Annotated in this window: 18 protein-coding genes and 1 tRNA gene; 8 read left to right on the top strand and 11 right to left on the bottom strand. The window is 43.9% G+C overall.

Going from position 1 to position 21076, the window contains the following annotated elements:
* Window positions 1-63: 63 nt before the first annotated feature.
* The 6 genes from flgE to FM019_RS13585 all read right to left on the bottom strand — a co-directional run bounded on the left by flgE (window position 64) and on the right by FM019_RS13585 (window position 4932).
* Window positions 64-1452, bottom strand: coding sequence for a flagellar hook protein FlgE (gene flgE / locus FM019_RS13610; protein WP_143836484.1), 1389 nt, complete (start codon window positions 1450-1452; stop codon window positions 64-66).
* A gap of 41 nt (window positions 1453-1493) precedes the next feature.
* Window positions 1494-2180 carry a flagellar hook assembly protein FlgD gene (locus tag FM019_RS13605; RefSeq protein WP_143836483.1) on the bottom strand — a complete coding sequence of 229 codons (687 nt, stop codon included), beginning with the start codon at window positions 2178-2180 and terminating at the stop codon, window positions 1494-1496.
* Between the two features lie 26 nt (window positions 2181-2206).
* Window positions 2207-2629: a flagellar basal body rod protein FlgC gene (flgC, locus tag FM019_RS13600; RefSeq protein WP_143836482.1), complete on the bottom strand. Its 423-nt coding sequence runs from the start codon at window positions 2627-2629 to the stop codon at window positions 2207-2209.
* Window positions 2626-3033, bottom strand: a complete 408-nt coding sequence (gene flgB, locus FM019_RS13595) for a flagellar basal body rod protein FlgB (protein ID WP_143836481.1) — start codon at window positions 3031-3033, stop codon at window positions 2626-2628. Before flgB ends, flgC begins: the two co-directional genes overlap by 4 nt.
* Window positions 3034-3148: 115 nt before the next feature.
* The gene (locus FM019_RS13590; RefSeq protein WP_143836480.1) at window positions 3149-3985 is read right to left on the bottom strand and encodes a CheR family methyltransferase; all 837 of its coding nucleotides are present in this window, start codon (window positions 3983-3985) and stop codon (window positions 3149-3151) included.
* Window positions 3986-4005: 20 nt separating this feature from the next.
* The gene (locus FM019_RS13585; protein WP_143836479.1) at window positions 4006-4932 is read right to left on the bottom strand and encodes a chemotaxis protein CheV; all 927 of its coding nucleotides are present in this window, start codon (window positions 4930-4932) and stop codon (window positions 4006-4008) included.
* A 171-nt stretch (window positions 4933-5103) separates the two neighbouring features.
* Between FM019_RS13585 and flgA the strand changes: the two genes are divergently transcribed.
* The 3 genes from flgA (at window position 5104) to flgN (ending at window position 6784) form a co-directional block, all read left to right on the top strand.
* A complete protein-coding gene (flgA, locus tag FM019_RS13580; protein WP_143836478.1) occupies window positions 5104-5835 on the top strand; it encodes a flagellar basal body P-ring formation chaperone FlgA in 732 nt (243 codons plus the stop codon).
* 133 nt (window positions 5836-5968) lie between these two features.
* Window positions 5969-6304 (top strand): flagellar biosynthesis anti-sigma factor FlgM, encoded by a 336-nt coding sequence (gene flgM, locus FM019_RS13575; protein ID WP_143836477.1) that lies wholly within the window; start codon window positions 5969-5971, stop codon window positions 6302-6304.
* A 54-nt stretch (window positions 6305-6358) separates the two neighbouring features.
* Window positions 6359-6784, top strand: coding sequence for a flagellar protein FlgN (gene flgN / locus FM019_RS13570; protein ID WP_143836476.1), 426 nt, complete (start codon window positions 6359-6361; stop codon window positions 6782-6784).
* A 110-nt stretch (window positions 6785-6894) separates the two neighbouring features.
* Here the strand turns inward: flgN and FM019_RS13565 are convergent, their stop codons facing one another.
* Window positions 6895-7359, bottom strand: coding sequence for an LPP20 family lipoprotein (locus FM019_RS13565; RefSeq protein ID WP_143836475.1), 465 nt, complete (start codon window positions 7357-7359; stop codon window positions 6895-6897).
* A 379-nt stretch (window positions 7360-7738) separates the two neighbouring features.
* On the opposite strand from FM019_RS13565, the gene FM019_RS13560 reads away from it, so the two are divergent.
* Complete coding sequence (locus FM019_RS13560) at window positions 7739-8917, top strand: flagellar assembly protein T N-terminal domain-containing protein (protein ID WP_143836474.1); 1179 nt, start codon at window positions 7739-7741, stop codon at window positions 8915-8917.
* A gap of 78 nt (window positions 8918-8995) precedes the next feature.
* Window positions 8996-9072 (top strand) — tRNA-Arg (locus FM019_RS13555).
* A 7-nt stretch (window positions 9073-9079) separates the two neighbouring features.
* Here the strand turns inward: FM019_RS13555 and FM019_RS13550 are convergent.
* Window positions 9080-10891 (bottom strand): cation:proton antiporter, encoded by a 1812-nt coding sequence (locus FM019_RS13550; RefSeq protein WP_143836473.1) that lies wholly within the window; start codon window positions 10889-10891, stop codon window positions 9080-9082.
* A 326-nt stretch (window positions 10892-11217) separates the two neighbouring features.
* Between FM019_RS13550 and ppk2 the strand changes: the two genes are divergently transcribed.
* Entirely contained in the window at window positions 11218-12198 is a 981-nt protein-coding gene (gene ppk2, locus FM019_RS13545) for a polyphosphate kinase 2 (protein ID WP_143836472.1), read from the top strand.
* 29 nt (window positions 12199-12227) lie between these two features.
* Here ppk2 and FM019_RS13540 read toward each other — a convergent pair whose 3' ends face one another.
* A complete protein-coding gene (locus tag FM019_RS13540; RefSeq protein WP_143836471.1) occupies window positions 12228-14120 on the bottom strand; it encodes a M1 family metallopeptidase in 1893 nt (630 codons plus the stop codon).
* A 145-nt stretch (window positions 14121-14265) separates the two neighbouring features.
* On the opposite strand from FM019_RS13540, the gene smrA reads away from it, so the two are divergent.
* Window positions 14266-14850, top strand: coding sequence for a DNA endonuclease SmrA (gene smrA, locus FM019_RS13535; RefSeq protein WP_143836470.1), 585 nt, complete (start codon window positions 14266-14268; stop codon window positions 14848-14850).
* A gap of 54 nt (window positions 14851-14904) precedes the next feature.
* Here the strand turns inward: smrA and FM019_RS21020 are convergent, their stop codons facing one another.
* Both FM019_RS21020 and purL read right to left on the bottom strand, forming a co-directional pair.
* Window positions 14905-15039 carry a hypothetical protein gene (locus tag FM019_RS21020; RefSeq protein WP_260681628.1) on the bottom strand — a complete coding sequence of 45 codons (135 nt, stop codon included), beginning with the start codon at window positions 15037-15039 and terminating at the stop codon, window positions 14905-14907.
* A gap of 366 nt (window positions 15040-15405) precedes the next feature.
* A complete protein-coding gene (gene purL / locus FM019_RS13530; RefSeq protein ID WP_143836469.1) occupies window positions 15406-19299 on the bottom strand; it encodes a phosphoribosylformylglycinamidine synthase in 3894 nt (1297 codons plus the stop codon).
* Between the two features lie 336 nt (window positions 19300-19635).
* On the opposite strand from purL, the gene mltF reads away from it, so the two are divergent.
* Window positions 19636-21033 carry a membrane-bound lytic murein transglycosylase MltF gene (gene mltF, locus FM019_RS13525; RefSeq protein WP_260681627.1) on the top strand — a complete coding sequence of 466 codons (1398 nt, stop codon included), beginning with the start codon at window positions 19636-19638 and terminating at the stop codon, window positions 21031-21033.
* Window positions 21034-21076 lie beyond the last annotated feature (43 nt).

The following is a 21076-nucleotide window of genomic DNA, read 5'->3' as shown; positions in this document are numbered from 1 at the left end:
GCTTAGACATGGCATTAAAAAGACCGCAATAGCGGCCTTTATCATCGTTTTATACTTTAGCGATTATCGGATGTTCAGTATTGTCTGGTTCAACTGGTTGTTGACTTCCAACGCTCGAGAATTCGCTTGGAAGTTTCGCTGAGCAATGATCAAATCAATCAGCTCTGTGGTCAAGTTAACATTGGCTTGCTCCAGGGCTGAGGAGTTGATATCACCGAAAGTCCCCGTTGTCGCTTCACCCGCTAAGGCTTCACCTGACAGAATACTTTCCTGCCATTGGGTATTACTTTGCTGGGTCAACCCTTGCTCATTGGAAAAACGCACTAGCGCAACACGAACAACAGGTTCAGACGTACCATTTGAAAAGGTTGCTCGAACCAATCCATCAGGGCCAATATCGATGCCGGTTAATCGCCCTACTGGCAAACCGTCTTGCTCTAGCGAGGTGACTTCAAATGCTGAGGCAAACTGTGTAGGCTCATCTGGCGTAGCGTTAGTTCCATCTAGGGCAAAATTGGTGGTAATAGTTTGCGTTGCATCCGAGCCGTTGGTAAGCGGTGGATTACCCAATTCAACGGTGGAGATATCGCCCGTAGCGACGGCGGTACCATCGCCATTTTCAATACCAATAAAATCTCCACCACTGCTAAATTGCATTCTAAATCCTGATACTGCGTCGGCACCCAATGATGTTGCACCGGCGATGTTATCTGGATCAGCTCCGGCCACGTTTGCTGTATCACCAGCCGTATCAATAGGCGTATCGTCAATATAGGTTACAACCACCCATTCGTTAGTGACAGCAGGATCCGCGTCTTTCATAAAGTAATAGGTCATGACATGACTATCACCTAACGAATCGTATACAGTGATAGAAGTTGCTGCGTTATAAGTAAGTGGGTCATTTGGATCGAATAAATCTACATCTACCGCATCATCGCCTGCTGGTAGGTTAAATCGAGGCGACACTTCAGATGTAGGCTGCGGAGAACCCGACGAATCAGGTATACGCACAGGCACAGTCGTACTGAGTGCGACAGAAGCGGATGTACCATCTGAATTAACAGGGAACCCCATTAAGTTGTCGCCGTTTGAATTGACCACAAAGTTGTCTTGGTCTAGCTTGAATTGACCTGCGCGAGTAAAGGAAAAATCACGTGAGGTAATTTCTGGCGTAGTGGCAAAAAAACCATTACCGGTAATGGCCAAATCCAATGCCGTATTGGTAAATTGTAGGCTACCTTGAGAAAACTGCTGAGCGACCTCTTGGGTCAACACACCATCACCGACTTTGGTTCGTCCACCAGAAAGCAAGGATGCGGCATAAACGTCGCCAAACTCGGCACGGGACTCTTTAAAACCAACAGTGTTCACGTTGGCAATATTGTTTGCGGTGACATCTAAGTCTCTTTGTGCGGCGGAAACACCACTTAATGCTATATTAAAAGACATTGCTTATTCTCTCCTAAACTAATCGGACTAACATGTTGGCATTAGCCCCCGATTTGAATGACTTCACTCAAATTGACACTGGTTTCGCCATCCAAATTTAAAATGACACCTTGGTTATTGCCTGCAAGGCTCACACTATCCACATGGCGATTAACCGCTGTGGGTAAGGTTGTTGACTCGCCAAATTGACTGCCCTGCGCTTTGATTATGTAATTGCCGGGAGGCAACGGATTGCCGTTGGCATCTTTACCATCCCAATTAAACTCAATATTACCGGCAGGCTGTGTGCCTACATCAAAGGTTCTCAAAATTTCACCAATCTCACTTTCAATGGTAATTTGCAGATCTTGTGTAGACTTGTCGGTTATCACGACACCTGAAACGTTCTGTTCGGCGCCGCTTAGGTATCCCACATTTCCTGGAAGCAGCACATCTTGTCCAATCAGACTCGATGCTTGAAGGGCTTGATTGGAGGTCATTGACGAAGCGAACCCTTCAAACTGAACATTGAGTTCATCTATGCCTTCTGAAATGCTAAAGCTTGTCATTTGCGATACCATCTGATCATTATCCACCGGCTTAGTCGGATCCTGATTGGCTAACTGCTCTGTTAACAGGGCAAAGAAATCTTCCTGAGTTAGGCGCTGGTTACTACCATCATCAATAGGCTTGCCTTCAGGTTGTAAATATAAATTAGGATCTAAACCGGTGTTTTTTGTTAGTTCCACGCTGTTATCCTCAATGAATTCTAGACTTATTGGCCTTGGCCTAGCTGCAGAACACGACGGAATATCCGTTTTGTTGTGTCAGCAAGTTGTACGTTTGTTTCATACGCTTTGGACGCAGACATCATGTCTGCCATCTCTTCAATGACATTGACGTTGGGCTTATAAATGTAACCATTCTCGTCGGCCATTGGGTGACCCGGGCTATACTCCACTTGTAGTGGTTTTTGGCTCTCTACAATGCCTAAAACCTGTACGCCTGACCCTTCAGAGTATTTTTCAGTCGCTTTTTGTAATTCGGCAGCAAATACTGGATGTCTTGCTTTGTAGGTGGCGTCATAGCTGCTGCTGACACTGTTAGCATTAGCTATGTTACTTGCCGTAGTATTCAGACGAACGCTCTGAGCGCCCATACCAGTGCTCGCAATATCCATGACTCTAAATAAACTCATCCGCCTTGACCTCCAGGACCTAGTGCTTTTTTCATACCTTTAATTTTACCGTTTAGAAACTGCAAACTCGCTTGATAACGCATACCGTTGTCGAGAAAAGCGTTACGTTCGGCTTGAACTTCAACTGTGTTACCGTCACCTGTATCAGGCTGCTGCGGAATTCTGTATTCCAGATTTGCTTGGGATTGCATGCGCCCTTCAAAGTGTTTTTCATGGGTGCGCGTCATATGCTGCTGACGGTCTTGTTGCGCAGATTGCATGGCTTTTTGAAAATCTAATCCCTTAGCCTTATAGCCGGGTGTGTTCGCATTGGCCAAGTTGCCAGCGATCACCTCCATCGCGTTGGTTCTTACTTGAACCGCACGATGATGTAACCCTACTAATTTGTCTAAGCTGATTGCCATCTTTTGCCTGTTTCCAAAAAATCGTTATCGAACACTATCGGAAAATTAGCAAGCTATATGCCAAAAAATTAGAAAGTGACTTGATTGTGTTTGAATGTAGGCTTAAGGCCGCGGATTAACTGGTGTTTTTTTGGTAATACAATCCGGGATTGTTACGTACCAGGGTGAAAGATTTGCTCAGATCGGCAATAGATTCGGAAGCACCCAAAAACAAAATCCCCTCTTTTTGCAGGCAGGCGGCAATTTGTTGCAGGATTTTTGCCTTGTTTTTTGGCGAGAAGTAAATCAATACGTTTCGGCAAAATACAATATCAAACTGACCTAATGCGGTGTAGCTGTCGAGTAAATTAATGAGTTTGAATGTCACCATTTTTGCAACATTTGGGACAAGCTCCATGTGCTTGTCAGCTGCAACTTTAAAAAAACGTTGTTTGCGCTCTTCAGATAAACCTCGGCCAATGGACAGTGGGTCATAACAAGCTTTTTGAGCCCGAGCCAACATGTCAGTAGAAATATCCGTTGCGACAATCTCAACACCTGCGGGAAAGGCCCCTGGATTGCGCTGCTTGTATTCCTGAACCAACATTGCAATGGAATAAGGTTCTTGACCTGAAGAACAAGCAGCACTCCAAATTCTCACTCTTTTTCGACTCTTCGCATAGCGCTCAAACAAGGTATTGGAGAGAATATCGAAAGGGTATTTGTCTCTGAACCACAGAGTTTCATTGGTGGTCATCGCGTCCACAACACGATCTCTGAGCCTGGCCTGCCCATTTGAAATGGTGCTTTTTATTAGTTCGGAGAGTGTGCCAAAATTTCCTTCGCGGACCAATGGCATTAATCGACTTTTCACCAGATAACTTTTATTCTGGCTAAGCAAAATACCACATTGGCGCTCTAGAAATTGCGCAAACTGAGAAAACTCGTGATGGGTCAACTCATCCTTATTCAAGCTATCCTTCCGCCCCAGATTTATTTATCAAACCATTTCTGTACGGCAGTCGCCAATTCATCAGGATGAAATTTAGCAATAAAATCGTCTGCACCGACTTTCTTCACCATTGCCTGATTGAAAACGCCACTCAAGGAAGTATGCAATACAACTTTCAAGTTCTGTAATTCGGGGGTGTTTTTAATCTCGGCGGTTAAGGTATATCCGTCCATTTCTGGCATTTCAATATCAGATACAATTACTCCAACTTTATCCGTGACATCACCAGTCTCAGCAGCGATCTCTTTCAATCGGTTGAGTGCCTCAAGACCATTCTTGGCCGCCTCAATTTTCAATCCAAGCGCGGTAAGGGCCTTCTTGACTTGGTTTCTAGCAACTGATGAATCATCCGCAATGAAGATAATCTTGTCATGCTGCGCATCCTCGGACATATCCAAATCTGCAGCTAGGTCTTCACTCACTGTGGTATTCAGCGGAGAAATTTCGTTTAGGATTTTTTCTACATCAAGGATTTCGATTAACTCGTTTTCTACCTCTGTTACCGCTGTCAGGTAACTTGCTTTGCCCGTTCCTTGCGGCGGGGGCATTATTGCGTCCCAGTTAGTATTGATAATGCGTTCAACTGAACCCACTAAAAAGCCCTGAACAGAGCGGTTGTATTCCGCAATAATAATGAATGCATCACTTACGTTTTCAATTTTTCTTCCACCAGTGGCCATGCTCAGATCGATAACTGAAATGGTTTGCCCGCGAATATGTGCAACCCCTCTAACTAAGTGGTTTTGCTTTGGAATAGATGTTAAGGGCGGGCATTGAAGTACCTCGCGGACTTTAAACACGTTGATCCCGAAACGCTGACGTCCATTGAGCTTAAACAAAAGCAGTTCAAGTCGATTTTGCCCAACGAGCTGTGTTCGTTGATTAACTGAGTCAAGAATTCCTGACATAGACCACCCCAATAAATATTTAAAACAGGCACAAATATTGCGTTACAGCCCTCATCAGAGCAGAAATTGTGCACGATTGTGCAACATTCCTAAGATGGCGACTGAATATTGACGCATATCCATGTGATTACTTTCAATTTCTAAGCATAGACAAAATGGCGGCAACTGAACATGAAAAAATTAACAATTGAGTTAACTATTAGAAGATTATCCATTGCAACGGCATTCTGTTCATTGTTTCTTTCACTGAATGTAACGGCATCCGAGGAAAAAAATTTAGCTCATCAGTCACTTACTTCAGCAGTTGAAGAGTATGTATTTCAACAATTAAGCGATGGAGATATTACGCTGGGCAACCAACTAACGGTTAAGGCTACGCCATTGGACGACCGTATTCAGGTACCCAATTGTGCCAGTCCATTTATCATTTCTGCCAGTCAAGAAGCGCTTAAACAAAGTAACATCACTGTTCGCGCTAGTTGCCCAGATAACAACTGGTATCTGTACTTGATGGTCAAAGCTTCTCGAGTGCAGCCCGTTGTCGTCCTCACCCGTGCTGTCGGTCCTGGTACGGTGCTAAATGAACAAAATGTCAAAATTGTCATGATGGATAAGAATTTAATCCGTACCAGCACTTATTCAAACATTGATACTATTGTCGGTGCCAGAATGAAAAAACGCAGCCGCCCAGGCTCGCCAATCGTTCCAGGGCAACTGTGTTTTGTTTGCAAAGGGGACAACATAGCCATAACGGCCGACGCCGGTGGGGTGAACATAAGAACATCAGGCATAGCTCAACAAGACGGAAATTTAGGCGATACAATAGCCGTTAAAAACAGTAAATCGAAGAAGCTTGTGCATGCGCAAGTGGTTGATACACGTCAAGTAAAGGTGCAGATTTAGATTATTTAGCGTAACATATTAAATACGTCGATATTATTCGTAGAAAAAATCGTAATTTTTATAAATTTATACTAAAGATGCTGGTTGCGCTGCCGATAAGTTAGGTGAGGAAAATTAGGTATTCGAGGTCATTATGGCAATTAACAACATAAATAACGGCAATCAAAAGCCGCCAGTAGATAATCAGAGGCTTAATCAACAACAAGCCCAAAACCAAAATAATGCGCAGTCTGCGAGCAGTCAAGCGCAAGCAGCCACGACAGCGCCACGTCAGGATTCTGTTTCTTTAACTCAGTCTGCGCAGCAGTTAAGCCAGGTTCAAAAGAAATCAAATGACGCTCCTGTGAACCAGGAAAAAGTCGACAAACTCAAAAAAGCCATACAGAATGGTGAGTATCGTGTTAACCCTGAAGTGTTAGCACAAAAGATTAGCAAACTCGAAGCACAAATATTTGGTATCAAAAGTTAGTCACATACCTTTGCACCTATGACATTTGGCTTCAAATAACAAAAGCAAAGCTAAATGAATGACTTAATTTCTCTCCTCGAAACGCAGAAAGAACAACTCGACTCCTTAGCTGGAATGCTGGAGTCGGAACTCCACTTAATCAGTACTAGAGATGCAGAAGCTTTAACAAGAGTATTGCAGGACAAGACTGATTTGTTAGACAAAATTAGCGTCACGGACCAGACTCTCAAAACTACTTTTGAGAGGCAAAACGACCCAATGAGCAATGATGATGTCGCTGGGTTATTCGAGCAGATTAACCATTCCCTTGCACAGTGTAAATTCAGAACAGAAATCAACCAAAAAGCCGTTGAGCAGGGTCAACTCAGACTAGAGCACTTACGTTCATTACTTCTCGAATCTCGTGCTAAGGAAACCATGACTTACGACAAAAGTGGCAAACCGAAAGGGGGAACCGCTGGCAAAGGGATTAGTGCATAAACAACAATCCCTGCACTGATTAAGATAGCGAATATATTTGGTTAGGTGTTAAAAAAGCAGGTTCAAAGTTCCTATCTTAAATTAGGCAGCTGATATTGCGTCAATCCTGTTTAGTAATATCTTACTTTTTTCACTTTCTTAGGTTTTGCCGTACTTAAATAGATATCGTGAACGAGGGCAAAATCCAGCTCCAATTCCGTCGCATAGGAATCCTCACCAACTGGATAAGATTTAATCACTTTTGCGCCTCTAATCACTCCTTGCACCGTTGCTTCAAGTTGGTCATCCCGCAACACGAGATTAGCCAGAGATTGCTCACCGTCAATTTTTTGGCCATAGACTTGCTCAGTCAGTTCACGATAAGCGTCCAATTTCGAAGCTTTTATCGCCATTAACATTTTACTTGATCGATTTGCTCCCTGTTGAGCGTCGATTGGCGCATAACCAATAGACCGAATAACTGGATAAGTCTCAGGTTCGATGGTCTCCCACTCTACTTGTTTGTCGACAAGGCTCTGACAACCACTCAACATCGACATAAGCAAGATGATAAATAGGGTATTGAACTTTTTCATTGGCCTTCTCTATTGTAATTGAACAAGTCATTCGCTTGGTTAAGTGAGCTATCTGCCAACTATTAGCAAATTGTCTACAATCTATCTGCAAAATTTGTTCCCGCTTTAAGAGTTACTACGACAGAACCTAAGTAGAATGTCCAAATTATGCCTACCAGAGGCTAGGTTAGCCGTGAAACACCTTTTCTTTATTTGACTACTTGTCACCTTCCCTGCGTTATTTAAAAGACACTGAATAGTGTCGGTACGAATGATGCATTGCGATACCATTAGTAATATTGCTGTCAAGGTTTCAACGCTATGCTGTAGGCCAGTTGTTGAGTGAATTGACAGGAGAATTTAGACCTGACGAGAGTAAAATGCGGGAAGAAATCACCTTATGCATATGAAAAACAACCTATTTCCATACGGGCATCGCGGCTTGATATTAGTGTTAATAACGCTTTTTTTGCGTGCTGGTCATGTGTCGGCAGCTTGGTTCGAATCGTCAGGCCAAGCGGCAATCAGAGATGGCAATATTGAGCATGCCCGGCAAATTGCTACCCAAGAGGCAATTAGACAAGCATTGTTGTTTGCCGGTGCATCGGTTAAGAGTGTGCAAAAAATGGCAAATGGTGTTTTACGAAATGATGATCTTGAAATTAGGGCTTCAGGGGAAGTCAACAGTATTGAATTGATTGATGAAGTACACGCCGATGGGATAATAAGCGTGTCGATTCGAGCCGATATATTTTCACAACAACGCACTTGCAAGGCGTCTGATTATCACAAATCTATCGTCACTGCCTGGCAACCTTTGATGAATCGAATGCAGGCGACAACGGGCGGTTTGTTTGACTTAGGTGCTGTTATACCGCTAAAACTTATGAAAAGTTTCGAAACCTATTCTCAACATAGCAATATCGATAAAGTGGAGCCTCGCTATGTTTTTGATTCACTGCAACCAGTGTCCAATCAAGCTGTTGAACTTGCAAAGATTTCCGGTGCTCAATATGTTGTTTTAGCAAACATCAATGACCTCAGTATTTCGCAACCGCAGGTATCCAAGTGGCAGCCATGGAAAGACAGCACGCCTAGCAGAGCATTTGGCTATCACGTTTCACTCTATGACGGTTTTACAGGTACACAAATCTGGCAAAAGCACTATCAAGTCACAGCACCCTGGCAATTTGATTTGTACCAACAATTGGACCCCAACAGTAACGCGTTTTGGGAAAGTACTTATGGGTTTGAAGTGCAAAACGTATTGCATGACGCCGCACAAAATATTGATGAAGCGCTTGCCTGCTCTCCCGCCTATGGCCGCATACTGCAAGTTAGAAATGAGCAAATCTTGCTTAATATTGGACAAAACCACGGTATGCAGATCGGTGATCAGTTGACACTTTTCCAAGTTCAACAAGTTCATGACACCAGAGGTCAAATTCATTCAAGATTTAACCTACACCCCATGACCGTCACCGTCAGAGAACTTCATCCAAACTCGGCACTTGCCGTCTCGACAGATGGCAGCCTTTTGGCGAATATTCAAGCAAACGATTTTGTTTCGCGACAATAGAGGTTTTAATGTTGAATTGCCTACGTCATAATCGTTTTGTTAGTTAATTTCCAATAGAAATAATTTCATAAATACGCTGTCCCTGTAGCTCAGCTGGATAGAGCAAGCGCCTCCTAAGCGCTAGGTCGGATGTTCGAATCATCTCAGGGACGCCACTTTACCTTATTTTCGTCGCTCAATATTTGGCCACGCTTCGGCAAGAATTAGACTGACTATTTTCCAATCTGCCTTAGGCTCTATCTTTGTGTTGGAGGTAAACATGTATATTTTATTGTTGGTATCAAAAGCACAAAGTTTCAGCAATTTGTCATCATACTTTTGATTGTAGTCCTCAATCGTGAAGCTGTCTGACAACCGTGTGGTTTTAATGGTTGCACCTTTGGCCACCCAACTGGCAAGCTTTCCATAGGTTATGTTGTCACCAAAAAGGTTAAGCGTCTTAGCATAGGATTCAGAAACTTGGTGGCTAGGACGCTGTTGCTGTTCATTGTTTGTCAATGCCAATACAGTCCCTTTACCTAATTCATCTTCGAAATGAAACGTCACCATCGGATTGAGTTGACGATAAGGTGACATGACAAGCACATTACCAATCAACGAGAAATCGAGCGTTCGAGCAGCGTGCTCAGACATTGGGTTGCCAAAATAAGTCGGAATATTTTCCATTCTTGCAGCACTTATTGAATCCCAGTTGGTATCTGCCATACACACCTCAATATTGTGCTCCTGTAATTCTTTGGCAAACATCCGACAAAATGGACTACCACCAAAAATCAAATAACCATTTGGAACCGCGGCTCTTTGCCCCAACAATTTGGCGACAGGGACAGATGTAAGGCTTTGTAAAACAACGGTAGAAATGATGACTAGAAATACCAGTGGCACGAGGAGCTCGATTTGAGGATATCCTAAGGTCTCAAGCTTTAAAGAGAATAAAGCAGAAACCGCAGCGGCAACAATGCCTCTTGGCGCGATCCAACTCAATAGCGCCATTTCTTTAATATTTAACCCGGTTTTAAACGAGGAGAATAATACCGACAGGGGCCGAGCAACAAACATGATGGCTAATAAAACGACGATCGCGCCCAAACCAACGTTCATAATGGAGGCAAGTTCAATTCGTGAAGCCAACAAGATAAACAAACCAGAAATCAGTAATACGCTGAGCGTTTCTTTAAATTCCAGAATATCGTCGACTTCGACATTTTTCATATTCGCCAGCCATATTCCCATAATGGTAACCGTCAACAGGCCAGATTCGTGGGCGATCATATTCGAGACTGCAAATGCACCAAGCATCAATGTCAACACCGCGGTGTTACGCAAGTAATGAGGCAACCAATTATTTCTGAGCATCAGACCGAGTAAATACCCCATGATCGCACCGATCCCCAAACCAACGGTAACGGTCAAACCAAAAGCAAACATCGTTTGGCTTATGGCATCTTTTGTCGAAATGATATATTCGAAAACCAGTACCGCTAACAGAGCCCCAATGGGGTCAATCACGATCCCTTCCCACCTTAAAATATTGGCGATTTTTGAACTGGGTCTGACAGTTCTTAACATAGGAACAATGACAGTAGGTCCGGTTACGGTCACGATAGCACCAAATAAGAACGCCAGTTCCCAGGGAATACCTAACGCATATTTAGCGGCCAGTGCAGCGACCATCCAGGTTACCAAGGTACCTACCGTGCAGAGGTTTCGAACCATTGAACCATGACCACGTAGATCATCGAAGCGCAACGTCAACGCACCTTCAAACAGTATTATCGCCACCGAAAGCGAGACCACAGGGAATAGCAAATCTCCAAACAATGCATCGGCGTCAATTACCCCCGTTACAGGACCGGCAACTATACCCACAATTAATAGCGGTAATATGGCAGGAAGTTTAATTTTGTATGCCAGATACTGACATGCAATGGATAGGATACCAACTAAGACGAGTATAGCTGTGATATCAATCAAATGGACTCCTTGTAAACGTGATCTCAAAAGCAATGCGATAAAGCGATACTGTGACCTAGATAGTAGACAGCTTCAAGGGGGTTGCAAACTTCTTTTATAATTTGAGCAACAACAATTTAATGTCTTTAGCCCCTAACCCAAGATAAGAACTAGGCTTTACCGATGTTTTAAGCTCAGAATTCTGTTTCACTTTTACTGGCCTAAAAGTTCTTAGGTCATATCGTCAATTTTTTGCTGATCTAAATCAATCAAAGTCTAATCGGCAATGCAGCCGTTAGTTATCCCGTCTAGACTGTAATCTAGTCCCCCAAACACGAGAAGATGCGATGCAAACTCCGGAAAATACCAGTACTGACAATGTCAAAGCCATTAAAAATAGTGACTCTGTTGTTCCGTTGGAACAAGAACACAGTCGTGGTGAAACCCTGCATGAATTGGCCGAACATCGTCATGATCCCGAGTTTATCGCGCGTTCATTTCGCTCTGGTGAATATCCCTACAAATCAAAGATTTCTAAGTCTGTATACGAGCAGCGCAAAAAAGAATTGCAGGTAGAGCTGTTAAAAGTCCAAAAATGGGTGAAAGATACTGGGCAAAAAGTGGTTATCTTGTTTGAAGGTCGCGATGCAGCGGGGAAAGGTGGCACGATAAAACGATTCATGGAACATATGAATCCTCGTGGAGCAAGAGTTGTAGCGTTAGAAAAACCCTCAGATAGTGAACGTGGGCAATGGTATTTTCAACGATATATTAAACATTTACCGACCAACGGCGAGATCGTGTTGTTTGACCGCTCCTGGTACAACCGAGCGGGCGTTGAAAGGGTCATGGATTTTTGTGAACCCAATGAGTATCTGGAGTTTATGCGACAAACGCCTGACCTGGAACGTATGTTGGTTAGAAGTGGGATTCGCCTATTCAAATACTGGTTTTCTGTCACCTCAGAAGAACAACATTTACGCTTTAAAAAACGTGAAACTGATCCATTGAAGCAATGGAAACTCAGCCCGATTGACAAATTAGCGATCGAAAAATGGGATGAATACACTGAAGCCAAAGAAGCGATGTTTTTTTATACCGATACAGCAGACGCGCCTTGGTATGTTGTCAAATCAGATGATAAAAAACGTGCGCGATTGAATTGCATGCGCCACTTTCTATACACTTTACCTTACGATAATAAAAATACTCATTTAGTGAGGGGGGCCGATCCGTTGATCGTAGGCCAGGCCTCTACTGTTATCAGCACCGACAGTCATATTTTAGGGAAGTCATTGCATCCAAACCAAAAAAAACGGGATGATTAATCCCGTTTCCTTTACTTTTAATGATTATGCTATTCCACATAACCTTGGTTAGCTTTAACAGTGAGTGGGTGATAACCCGGCTTCGCCTGCTCAAAAGCACGCTTGGCAAAGGCTTTCCCATCTGGCGTTTTTGATAATTCTCTGTACAGAGGCCTAACCAATTTGTTTCGACCAATTGAAGTTAAGTAATCGAATAAACGTTCGTAAGCAGGCTGATATTGGTTTTTAACCGCCATCATTAACCAGCTATGCGCAATCTCATTGTTCTTGCTTTGCGTTAGGCCAAATGCGCTGTCTAGTTCTACCATTTGCGCTTCAGATAATGTTTCCGGCATGTTGTTTAAGAAGTACAACCACTGGTGCACTGTCCATTGTTCAGTGTCAATTTCATTAGCGGTGATAGTCGCTTCCAACCATTGTGTTCTGAAATTGTCCACGGAACTAAACGCATCAGATTCAGGAACAGGTGCCCCCTCAGGGATACCCGGTGCAAAAATCCATTGTTCAATACGGCTTTTATCAAGAGCACCTGCGTAGTCTTTTAGTAACGTTGTTTCAAGATAGGCAATGAATTCATCAGTGGTAATACTCTTAAACGCAAACTCGTCAAAATAATCCAGTAAAAACTTATCAAAGTTTTCTCGGCCGACTTTTTGCTCCAGTTCTCTTAAGAACAAAGCACCTTTTTCATACGGAATATTAGAGAACACATCATCAGGATTACGACCACGTAAATCTATAGCGAGGATCTGATCGTTTGCAGGTAAAGACGCGATGTCAGCCTGCAAATCTTGGTAGCCTAACACGGCTTCCATCTTGTAACGGTCGGTACCAAAGATCATTTCCATGATCCGGTAAGTTAGATAGGTTGTGAACCCTTCATTCAACCACAAATCTCGCCATGTTGCGTTGGTCACAGTATTTCCTGACCAACTATGCGCTAATTCGTGAGCAATCAGCGCAACTAAACTTTTATCTCCAGCGATGACTGTAGGTGTGATAAAGGATAAACGAGGGTTTTCCATCCCACCAAAGGGGAACGAAGGCGGAAGAATAAGTAAATCATAGCGGTCCCAGCTATACGGGCCATAGGTCTTTTCTGTTACTTCAAGCATACTTTCGGTATCACTGAATTCCGCAGCAGCAGATTCAAGTAATGCAGGTTCTGCGTAGACCCCTGTTCTTTGCCCCATCGCTTTAAATTGTAAATCGCCAATAGCCAAAGCAATCAAATAGGAAGGTACAGATTGCGGCATCGTAAACTCATAAACGCCATCACGTTCTGTATCCGGATCATTTGCCGCACTCATCACAGCCAATAAATCTTCTGGTGTACGAATAACGGCATCATAGGTCACTCTCACTTGAGGAGAGTCTTGCAGAGGAATAAAACTTCTTGCGTGGACCGCTTGAGCTTGAGTAAACAAAAACGGATGCTTTTTGCCGGCAGTTTGCGCAGGGGTAAGCCATTGTACACCTGAAGCATCTTCTGAAGTACGATAATGAACATCAATAATATTGCCGTCGCTTGGCAGTGTAATTGATAATGCAGCACCAAGCTCCGCATCAGGTTCCGCAAGTTCAAACCCCAACTCTTGTCCATTAGCCAGCACTTTCTCTATCACCAGTCCGCGTGTATCAAGCACTAAGGTCGTCGCCGTTTCATCGACTCTGGTAATCGTTAATTTGGCAACACCAATTAACTGTTTTAACGAAAAATCAGCCGTCAAATCCAAGCTAATATGTTGCACCAAGACTTCAGCAGGGTTAGCAAAAGAATGATAATCTTTTCCTACTTCAATCACATCATTAGCGAGAGATGGTTGCTCTACTGCTTTTTCAGGCTGACTTGTTTCTTCGAACTGCGAACAACCGCTCAACCCTAATAAACATAGCGCCGCAATACTGGAGATAAACTTCATGAAATTCCTTAGTGAACCTTCTTATATTTATTTACGCGATTGTGACATAAAAACCAATTACAACCCAAGGATTGGATAGTGATAATTGAGGAAGTGAGTCAACACATAGTAAACTAATCGACACTAACACCTCGAGGAGCAACAAATGAATGATGAGACATTAGAAACCGGCATGTCATTCTTGGAGGCGATGGCTGATGTGAAGCCGTTACCCAAAGCAGATACCGTTGCTGCCCAAAAACCACAACACACGCTTGCACAAAAGCTCAAACGAGAAGCTTTAGAAAAACAATCCCTATTTGGTCAAAACTATCTTAGCGCGGAATACGCAGAGCCAGTGGCCCCCCATGACATACTCGAGTACAAAAAAGACGGAGTACAAGAAGGTGTGTTTAAAAACCTCAGGTTGGGTAAATATAAAATCGACAAACGTTTGGTGTTGCAAAAAATAAAATTTGAAGCGGCAAAACAAGCGATGTTTGAAACAATATTAGAGGCTAATCAAAAGGGCTTGCGGGTTATTCTTGTTCAACATGGATTAGGGTTAAACAGCCAACCTTTCCCTGCTTTTATGAAAAGTTACGTAAACAAGTGGTTAAAACAAATGCCACAAGTATTGGCCTTTCACAGTGCACAGCGTCAACATGGTGGTGCGGGGGCAACGTACGTGTTAATTAAAAAAAGTGATGAACAGCGTCTAGCCAATAAAGAGCTGCATAGAAGACGTTAGGCAATGTCACCTGCACAGGAAACAACCCATAGCGAATTAACTTAACTGAGTGAGCTATTTTTGATTGTGTTGAGTTTGAATTTCAGATTGTACTGCATTGGCAGAAGAACTCATTACCGCAGTGACCACTAAAAATAACACCGTGGCTAGCACGCCTGCCAATCCAAAACCTTTTGAAGAACGATTCATGATTTTTCTCTTTTTATTATTATGTATTTTTTGAGTCTTAAAAATCTGACAAATTTTCCATTCAGCTATTGCTAACATTGGGGTGCAGCAAAGTGCTAAATGTTTTTAGTCGAAAAATAGTGTAATCCTGTAATTTTTAATTGACAAGCACTTTTTTCAATTAAATCAACGATCTAATTAGCGATCGGTAAAATTAACAGCGATCTGGGAGAAAATTCATGAAAGAGGTAAAAAAAGCGCCCGGAGTTGGGCGCTAAAAAAATGAGCTTCTTGCTCGAAGGAAACCACTTGAGTCATCAAGGGATTAATAACTCACACAACTACACAGACCTTGCGCCCCATATAAATATTTCACTTCGCGTTAATTTAACCGACAAACACCCGTGCGTTTCTGAACATACGCATCCAGGGACCGTCTTCTTGCCATTCATCTGCCTGCCACGAATTACAGACAGCTCTGAAAACCCTTTCAGGATGAGGCATCATAATGGTTGCTCTGCCGTCAGTAGATGTCAGCCCACTTATTCCGTCTGGCGAACCATTTGGATTAGCTGGGTATTGTTCTGTTACCTGGCCGTAGTTATCAACATATTTTAACGCAATACTGCCATTGTTTTGTACCTGGCGAAGCTGGCCAGTATGTTTAAATTCTGCGCGCCCTTCACCATGGGATACCGCGATGGGCATTCTGGATCCTTGCATGCCTTTGAAGAATATGGATTCGCTTTGCTGAACCTCCAACATGGCTACCCTTGCCTCAAAACGCTCAGATCGGTTTGTAACAAAATGCGGCCAATGTTGCGCGCCAGGGATCAGTGACTTCAAATTAGACATCATCTGACAACCATTACACACGCCTAAACTGAACGTATCATTGCGGTGGAAAAAGGTTTCAAATTGCTCTTTGGCAAATTCGTTGAACAAAATGGATTTCGCCCAGCCCTCTCCGGCCCCCAAAACGTCTCCGTAAGAGAAGCCACCACAAGCAACCAATCCAGCAAATTGGTCAAAATCCACTTTCTTACCCAGTACATCACTCATGTGCACATCGATAGCGTTAAAACCTGCACGATCAAACGCAGCAGCCATTTCTGACTGTGAGTTAACCCCTTGCTCTCGTAATATGGCAACTTTGGGCTTAATACCTTTGGCAATATAAGGTGCAGCAACATCTTGGTTGATGTCATAAGAAAGTTGACTGTGCAGACCAGGATCTTTGTCATCAGACTTAATTTGCCATTCCTGCTCAACACAATCAGGGTTGTCTCGTAATCGTTGCATTTGGTCGGTCGTTTCCGCCCAGGTCATGCGATAAGTGCCACGTGGCTGATCAATGATTGTATTGCCTGCATGGGTAATAACTATGTGATCTCGACTATTTAAGGTGCCTATCGTGGAGGTTAAATCTGCTAACTCATACTCTGCTAATACAGACATCACATCATTTAAATCTGCTTCTTTAACCTGTATTACGGCACCCAATTCTTCGTTAAACAATATTGACTGACTATCGCCTTGTAACACGTCTAAACATATATCGACCCCAGTATTACCGGCAAAGGCCATTTCCACTATTGTGGTAAAGAGCCCACCATCGGAGCGATCGTGATAGGCCAGCAATTGCTTGTTATTAACAAGTGCTTGTATGGCGTAAAAGAAGTTGCTCAATTGTTTAGCCGAATCAACATCGGGTGCTTTGTTTCCTAGTGCACCGTAGACCTGTGCTAAACATGATGCACCCATGCGATTTTTACCTGCGCCGAGGTCTATACACAACAAAACAGATTCGCCTTTATCAGTTCGCAGCTGCGGCGTTACTGTATTGCGAACGTCTCGCACGGCACCAAAAGCGCTGATCACCAAAGACAAAGGCGCGGTTACCGATTTGTCTAGAACACCCTCTTGCCAGCGTGTTTTCATTGACATTGAGTCTTTCCCAACCGGGATCGTGAGCCCCATTTCTGGGCACAATTCTTCACCAACAGCCTTAACCGCTTCATACAAACCTGCGTCTTCGCCTGGATGCCCAGCAGCAGCCATCCAGTTGGCGGACAATTTAATACGATTCATATCACCTATGTCTGCAGCAGCAATATTAGTGATTGCCTCGCCAACCGCCATCCTGGCTGACGCACCATGGTTTAGGAGCGCGATGGGAGTACGTTCACCTATCGACATGGCTTCACCTTGATAACTATCAAATGATGCTGCCGTAACCGCTACGTCTGCAACAGGTACCTGCCAAGGACCAACCATTTGATCACGGGTCACTAAACCTGTCACTGTGCGATCACCAATGGTGATCAAAAAGGTTTTTTCAGCCACCGCAGGCAATCGCAATAGTCGCAGGCCAGCTTCATTAATATCGATAGCTTGGGGTTCAAAATCATCCCCTTTTGCACAGGTCGATGTCACATCTCTATGCATTTTTGGCGGCTTACCTAACAAAACATCGAGCGGTAAATCGATAGGCTTGTTGTCAAAGTGCTTATCGTTAAGCGTTAGATGAGGTGCTTCAGTTGCCTCACCCACAACAGCAAAAGGCGCGCGCTCGCGCAAGCAGATTGCTTCAAAAATTGGCAGTTTCTCTGGCGCGACAGACAGTACATATCTTTCTTGCGACTCGTTACACCAAATTTCATGGGGAGCCATTCCTGGTTCGTCATTGGGCACATTGCGAAGTTCAAAGTTTCCTCCACGACCGCCGTCATTGACAAGTTCAGGAAATGCGTTGGACAGCCCACCCGCCCCTACGTCATGGATAAACTGTATAGGGTTGTCATCACCCAATTGCCAGCAGCGGTCAATGACTTCCTGACATCGTCTTTCCATTTCTGGGTTGTCACGTTGAACAGAAGCGAAATCTAAATCTTCACTGGATTGGCCTGATGTCATTGACGAGGCAGCACCGCCGCCCAAGCCGATGTTCATGGCAGGTCCGCCCAATGCGATCAACTTTGCACCCACGGTAATTTCACCTTTTTGGGTGTGAGATGCGCGGATATTGCCCAATCCACCAGCCAGCATGATTGGCTTGTGATAACCACGCACCTCCAGACCGTTGAAACTGTTTACCTGTTGTTCATAAGTTCGGAAATAACCCAAAATATTAGGGCGACCAAATTCATTATTAAATGCGGCGCCGCCCAGTGGACCTTGTTGCATTATCTCTAGCGCACTGACAATTCGCCCAGGTTTACCATATTCGCTTTCCCAAGGTTGTTTGAAACCGGGAATATTCAAATTTGAAACACTGAATCCAACCAACCCTGCTTTGGGTTTGGAGCCTCTGCCGGTCGCCCCTTCGTCGCGGATTTCTCCACCGGATCCGGTTGCAGCGCCTGCAAAAGGTGATATCGCTGTTGGGTGATTATGGGTCTCGACTTTCATAAGAATATCAATATTCTCATGGTGATAATGGTATTCTAGCGACTCTGGATTTGGGAAAAAACGCCCCGCTTTCCAGCCTTCCATAACTGCTGCGTTGTCTTTGTAAGCAGAGTGTACGTTGTCAGGATTATGTTCGAAGGTGTTTTTGATCATTTTGAACAGCGACTTGGGCTGTTCAATACCATCGATAGTCCAATCAGCATTAAAAATTTTATGCCGACAATGCTCTGAATTAGCCTGAGCAAACATGTAAAGTTCTATGTCGTTAGGATTTCGGCCCAAACGCACAAAATTTTCTACCAGGTAATCAATCTCATCGTCCGCCAAAGCCAGTCCCATGGAAACATTCGCCTCAGCCAAAGCCTCTTTTCCGCCTTGCAACACATCAACGCTGTTGAATGCTTTGGGTTGTTCTTCCACAAACAACATTTGTGCTTGTTGAATTTCGGTCAGTACAGCTTCAGTCATTCGGTCATGAATAACTTGCAGCACCTCAAGGCGTTGCTGTTCATCAAGCGGTTGCGATAACGTCAGGTAGTATGCACAGCCCCTTTCGATGCGTTTAATTTTGGTTAAACCACAATTGTGTGCAATGTCTGTTGCTTTAGACGACCATGGCGAAATCGTTCCAGGACGCGGAACCACCAGCATTAATTCCCCTTTTGGCTCATGGGGCGTAATATCTGGACCATAGGTTAATAGTTGGGCCAAAACCGCTTCTTGCTCAGAATCGAGGGATTCTGACAGGTTGCTGAAGTGCATAAACTCAGCGTAAACATCTGAAACGGGTAATTGTTGTGCTGCAAAGCGTTGAAGTAACTTTTCGATACGAAAATCAGAGAGCGCAGGTGCACCGCGAAGGACTAGCATAAGGCTATCACCAAGGTTACTGGAGCTTAACAAATAAGGCTGCAAAAGCTCACGGTTTCAATAAGATTTTGAGGCGCGAATTATAGAGTAAAATCAAGCTGTTGATAAGCGTCATTCGAACTGATTTCCAACTTTTATTGCACAAATGAATTTTTCTCCTAGATGAACGCTAATATTTTGTTCACAATAAGAGTGCGGCTAGCTTTTTTGCATGGTTTTTTGTTATAGACTCACCAAACCTGCATGACCCGCTGCGAGTGTTAGGTGAATAGCCTTGACAAGCACGATGCAGTAACGGTCGAAGCGCCCTACTCAGCAGTAACGCAAAGGTAACATGTGAAAAGAATTCTCGGCACATTCATACTGGTCATCGCACTGTGTTTAATTAGCGCATGCGAACAGCCCAAACATAGCAGTACTCTAGAAAGGATCCTTGATAATGGTGTACTCAAGGTTGGCACTAACTATGGGCTGACGACATACTATCACGGCGCTACTGGTCCTGAGGGCTTTGAATATGAATTGGCAGAAGGCTTTGCAGACTATCTCGGCGTGCGCCTAGAAATATTTCCATATTACACGTTAAATGAACTCTTTCCGCAATTAAGCAGCCACCACCTTGATCTCATCGCTGCAGGGATTAGCGTGACGCAAGAACGGGAGTCCAAGTTTAGATTTGGACCTGCCTACCAAAGCGTGAGTCAAAAAATTGTATTTAAACAGGGCAATGTTCGGCCAAGAAGCGCGGTCGATTTGACCGAAAAAATGATGGTCATTGCCGGAAGCAGTCATGCTGAAACCTTGCGTAACTTTAAAGAGTTTCACCAACACCTGGAATGGCAGGAAACCGACGAAAAAGACGCCGAAGAACTTATGGAAATGGTGTTAAATGACGAACTTGCTTACACCATTGTCGACTCAAATATACTTGCGTTATTGCGCCGAAGGCATCCAGATTTAAGCATAGGCTTTACCATTAATGCGGAGCAAGGGGTAGCCTGGGCACTTGACCAAACTCAAGATGACTCGTTGCTTGCTGCACTTATCGAATATTTCGGTCTAATTCAAAAAGATGGACGATTAGCCGCATTAGAAGACAAGTATTTTGGCCACGTAAGGCAATTTAATTATGTCGACACCCGAGAATTCATTCGGTCTGCACGCACTAAACTTGACGAGTACAGGCCTTGGTTTGAACAGTACGCTGAAGATATTGATTGGCGATTGCTCGCTGCGATGAGTTATCAAGAGAGCCATTGGGATCCAAAAGCTAAATCTCCCACTGGGGTAAGAGGAATGATGATGCTGACCCTGGCAACAGCAAAAGAAATGGGCGTGAAATCCAGGCTAGATCCAGAACAAAGCATCCGAGGCGGTTCTCAGTACTTTGAAAAGTTAGTAAAACGTATCCCCGCTCGTATCCAAGAACCAGATAGAATATGGTTCGCTTTAGCGGCCTATAACATTGGGTTGGGTCACCTGGAAGATGCAAGAGTACTGACAGAAAAACAAGGCGGAAACCCTGATATGTGGATAGACGTTAAACAACGCTTACCGCAATTACGCCAGAAAAAGTACTACAAAACCACACGATATGGCTACGCCAGAGGCGATGAAGCAGTCACCTATGTTGACAATATTCGTAGATACTATGATACACTCGTGTGGTTAGACGGGCAGGATGCCGACACTCTCGACGAAGCAGAAGACGCCGCACAAACCGTAGCTGACTGATCGCCCCCTTGCAAAAAACTTTATTACTGTCATAAATCCTACA

It is taken from the genome of Aliiglaciecola sp. M165 (assembly GCF_007197995.1).
Lineage (GTDB): Bacteria > Pseudomonadota > Gammaproteobacteria > Enterobacterales > Alteromonadaceae > Aliiglaciecola.
The sequence above is the reverse complement of the archived record's forward strand: the minus strand, read 5'-3'. Positions and strand labels throughout refer to the sequence as shown.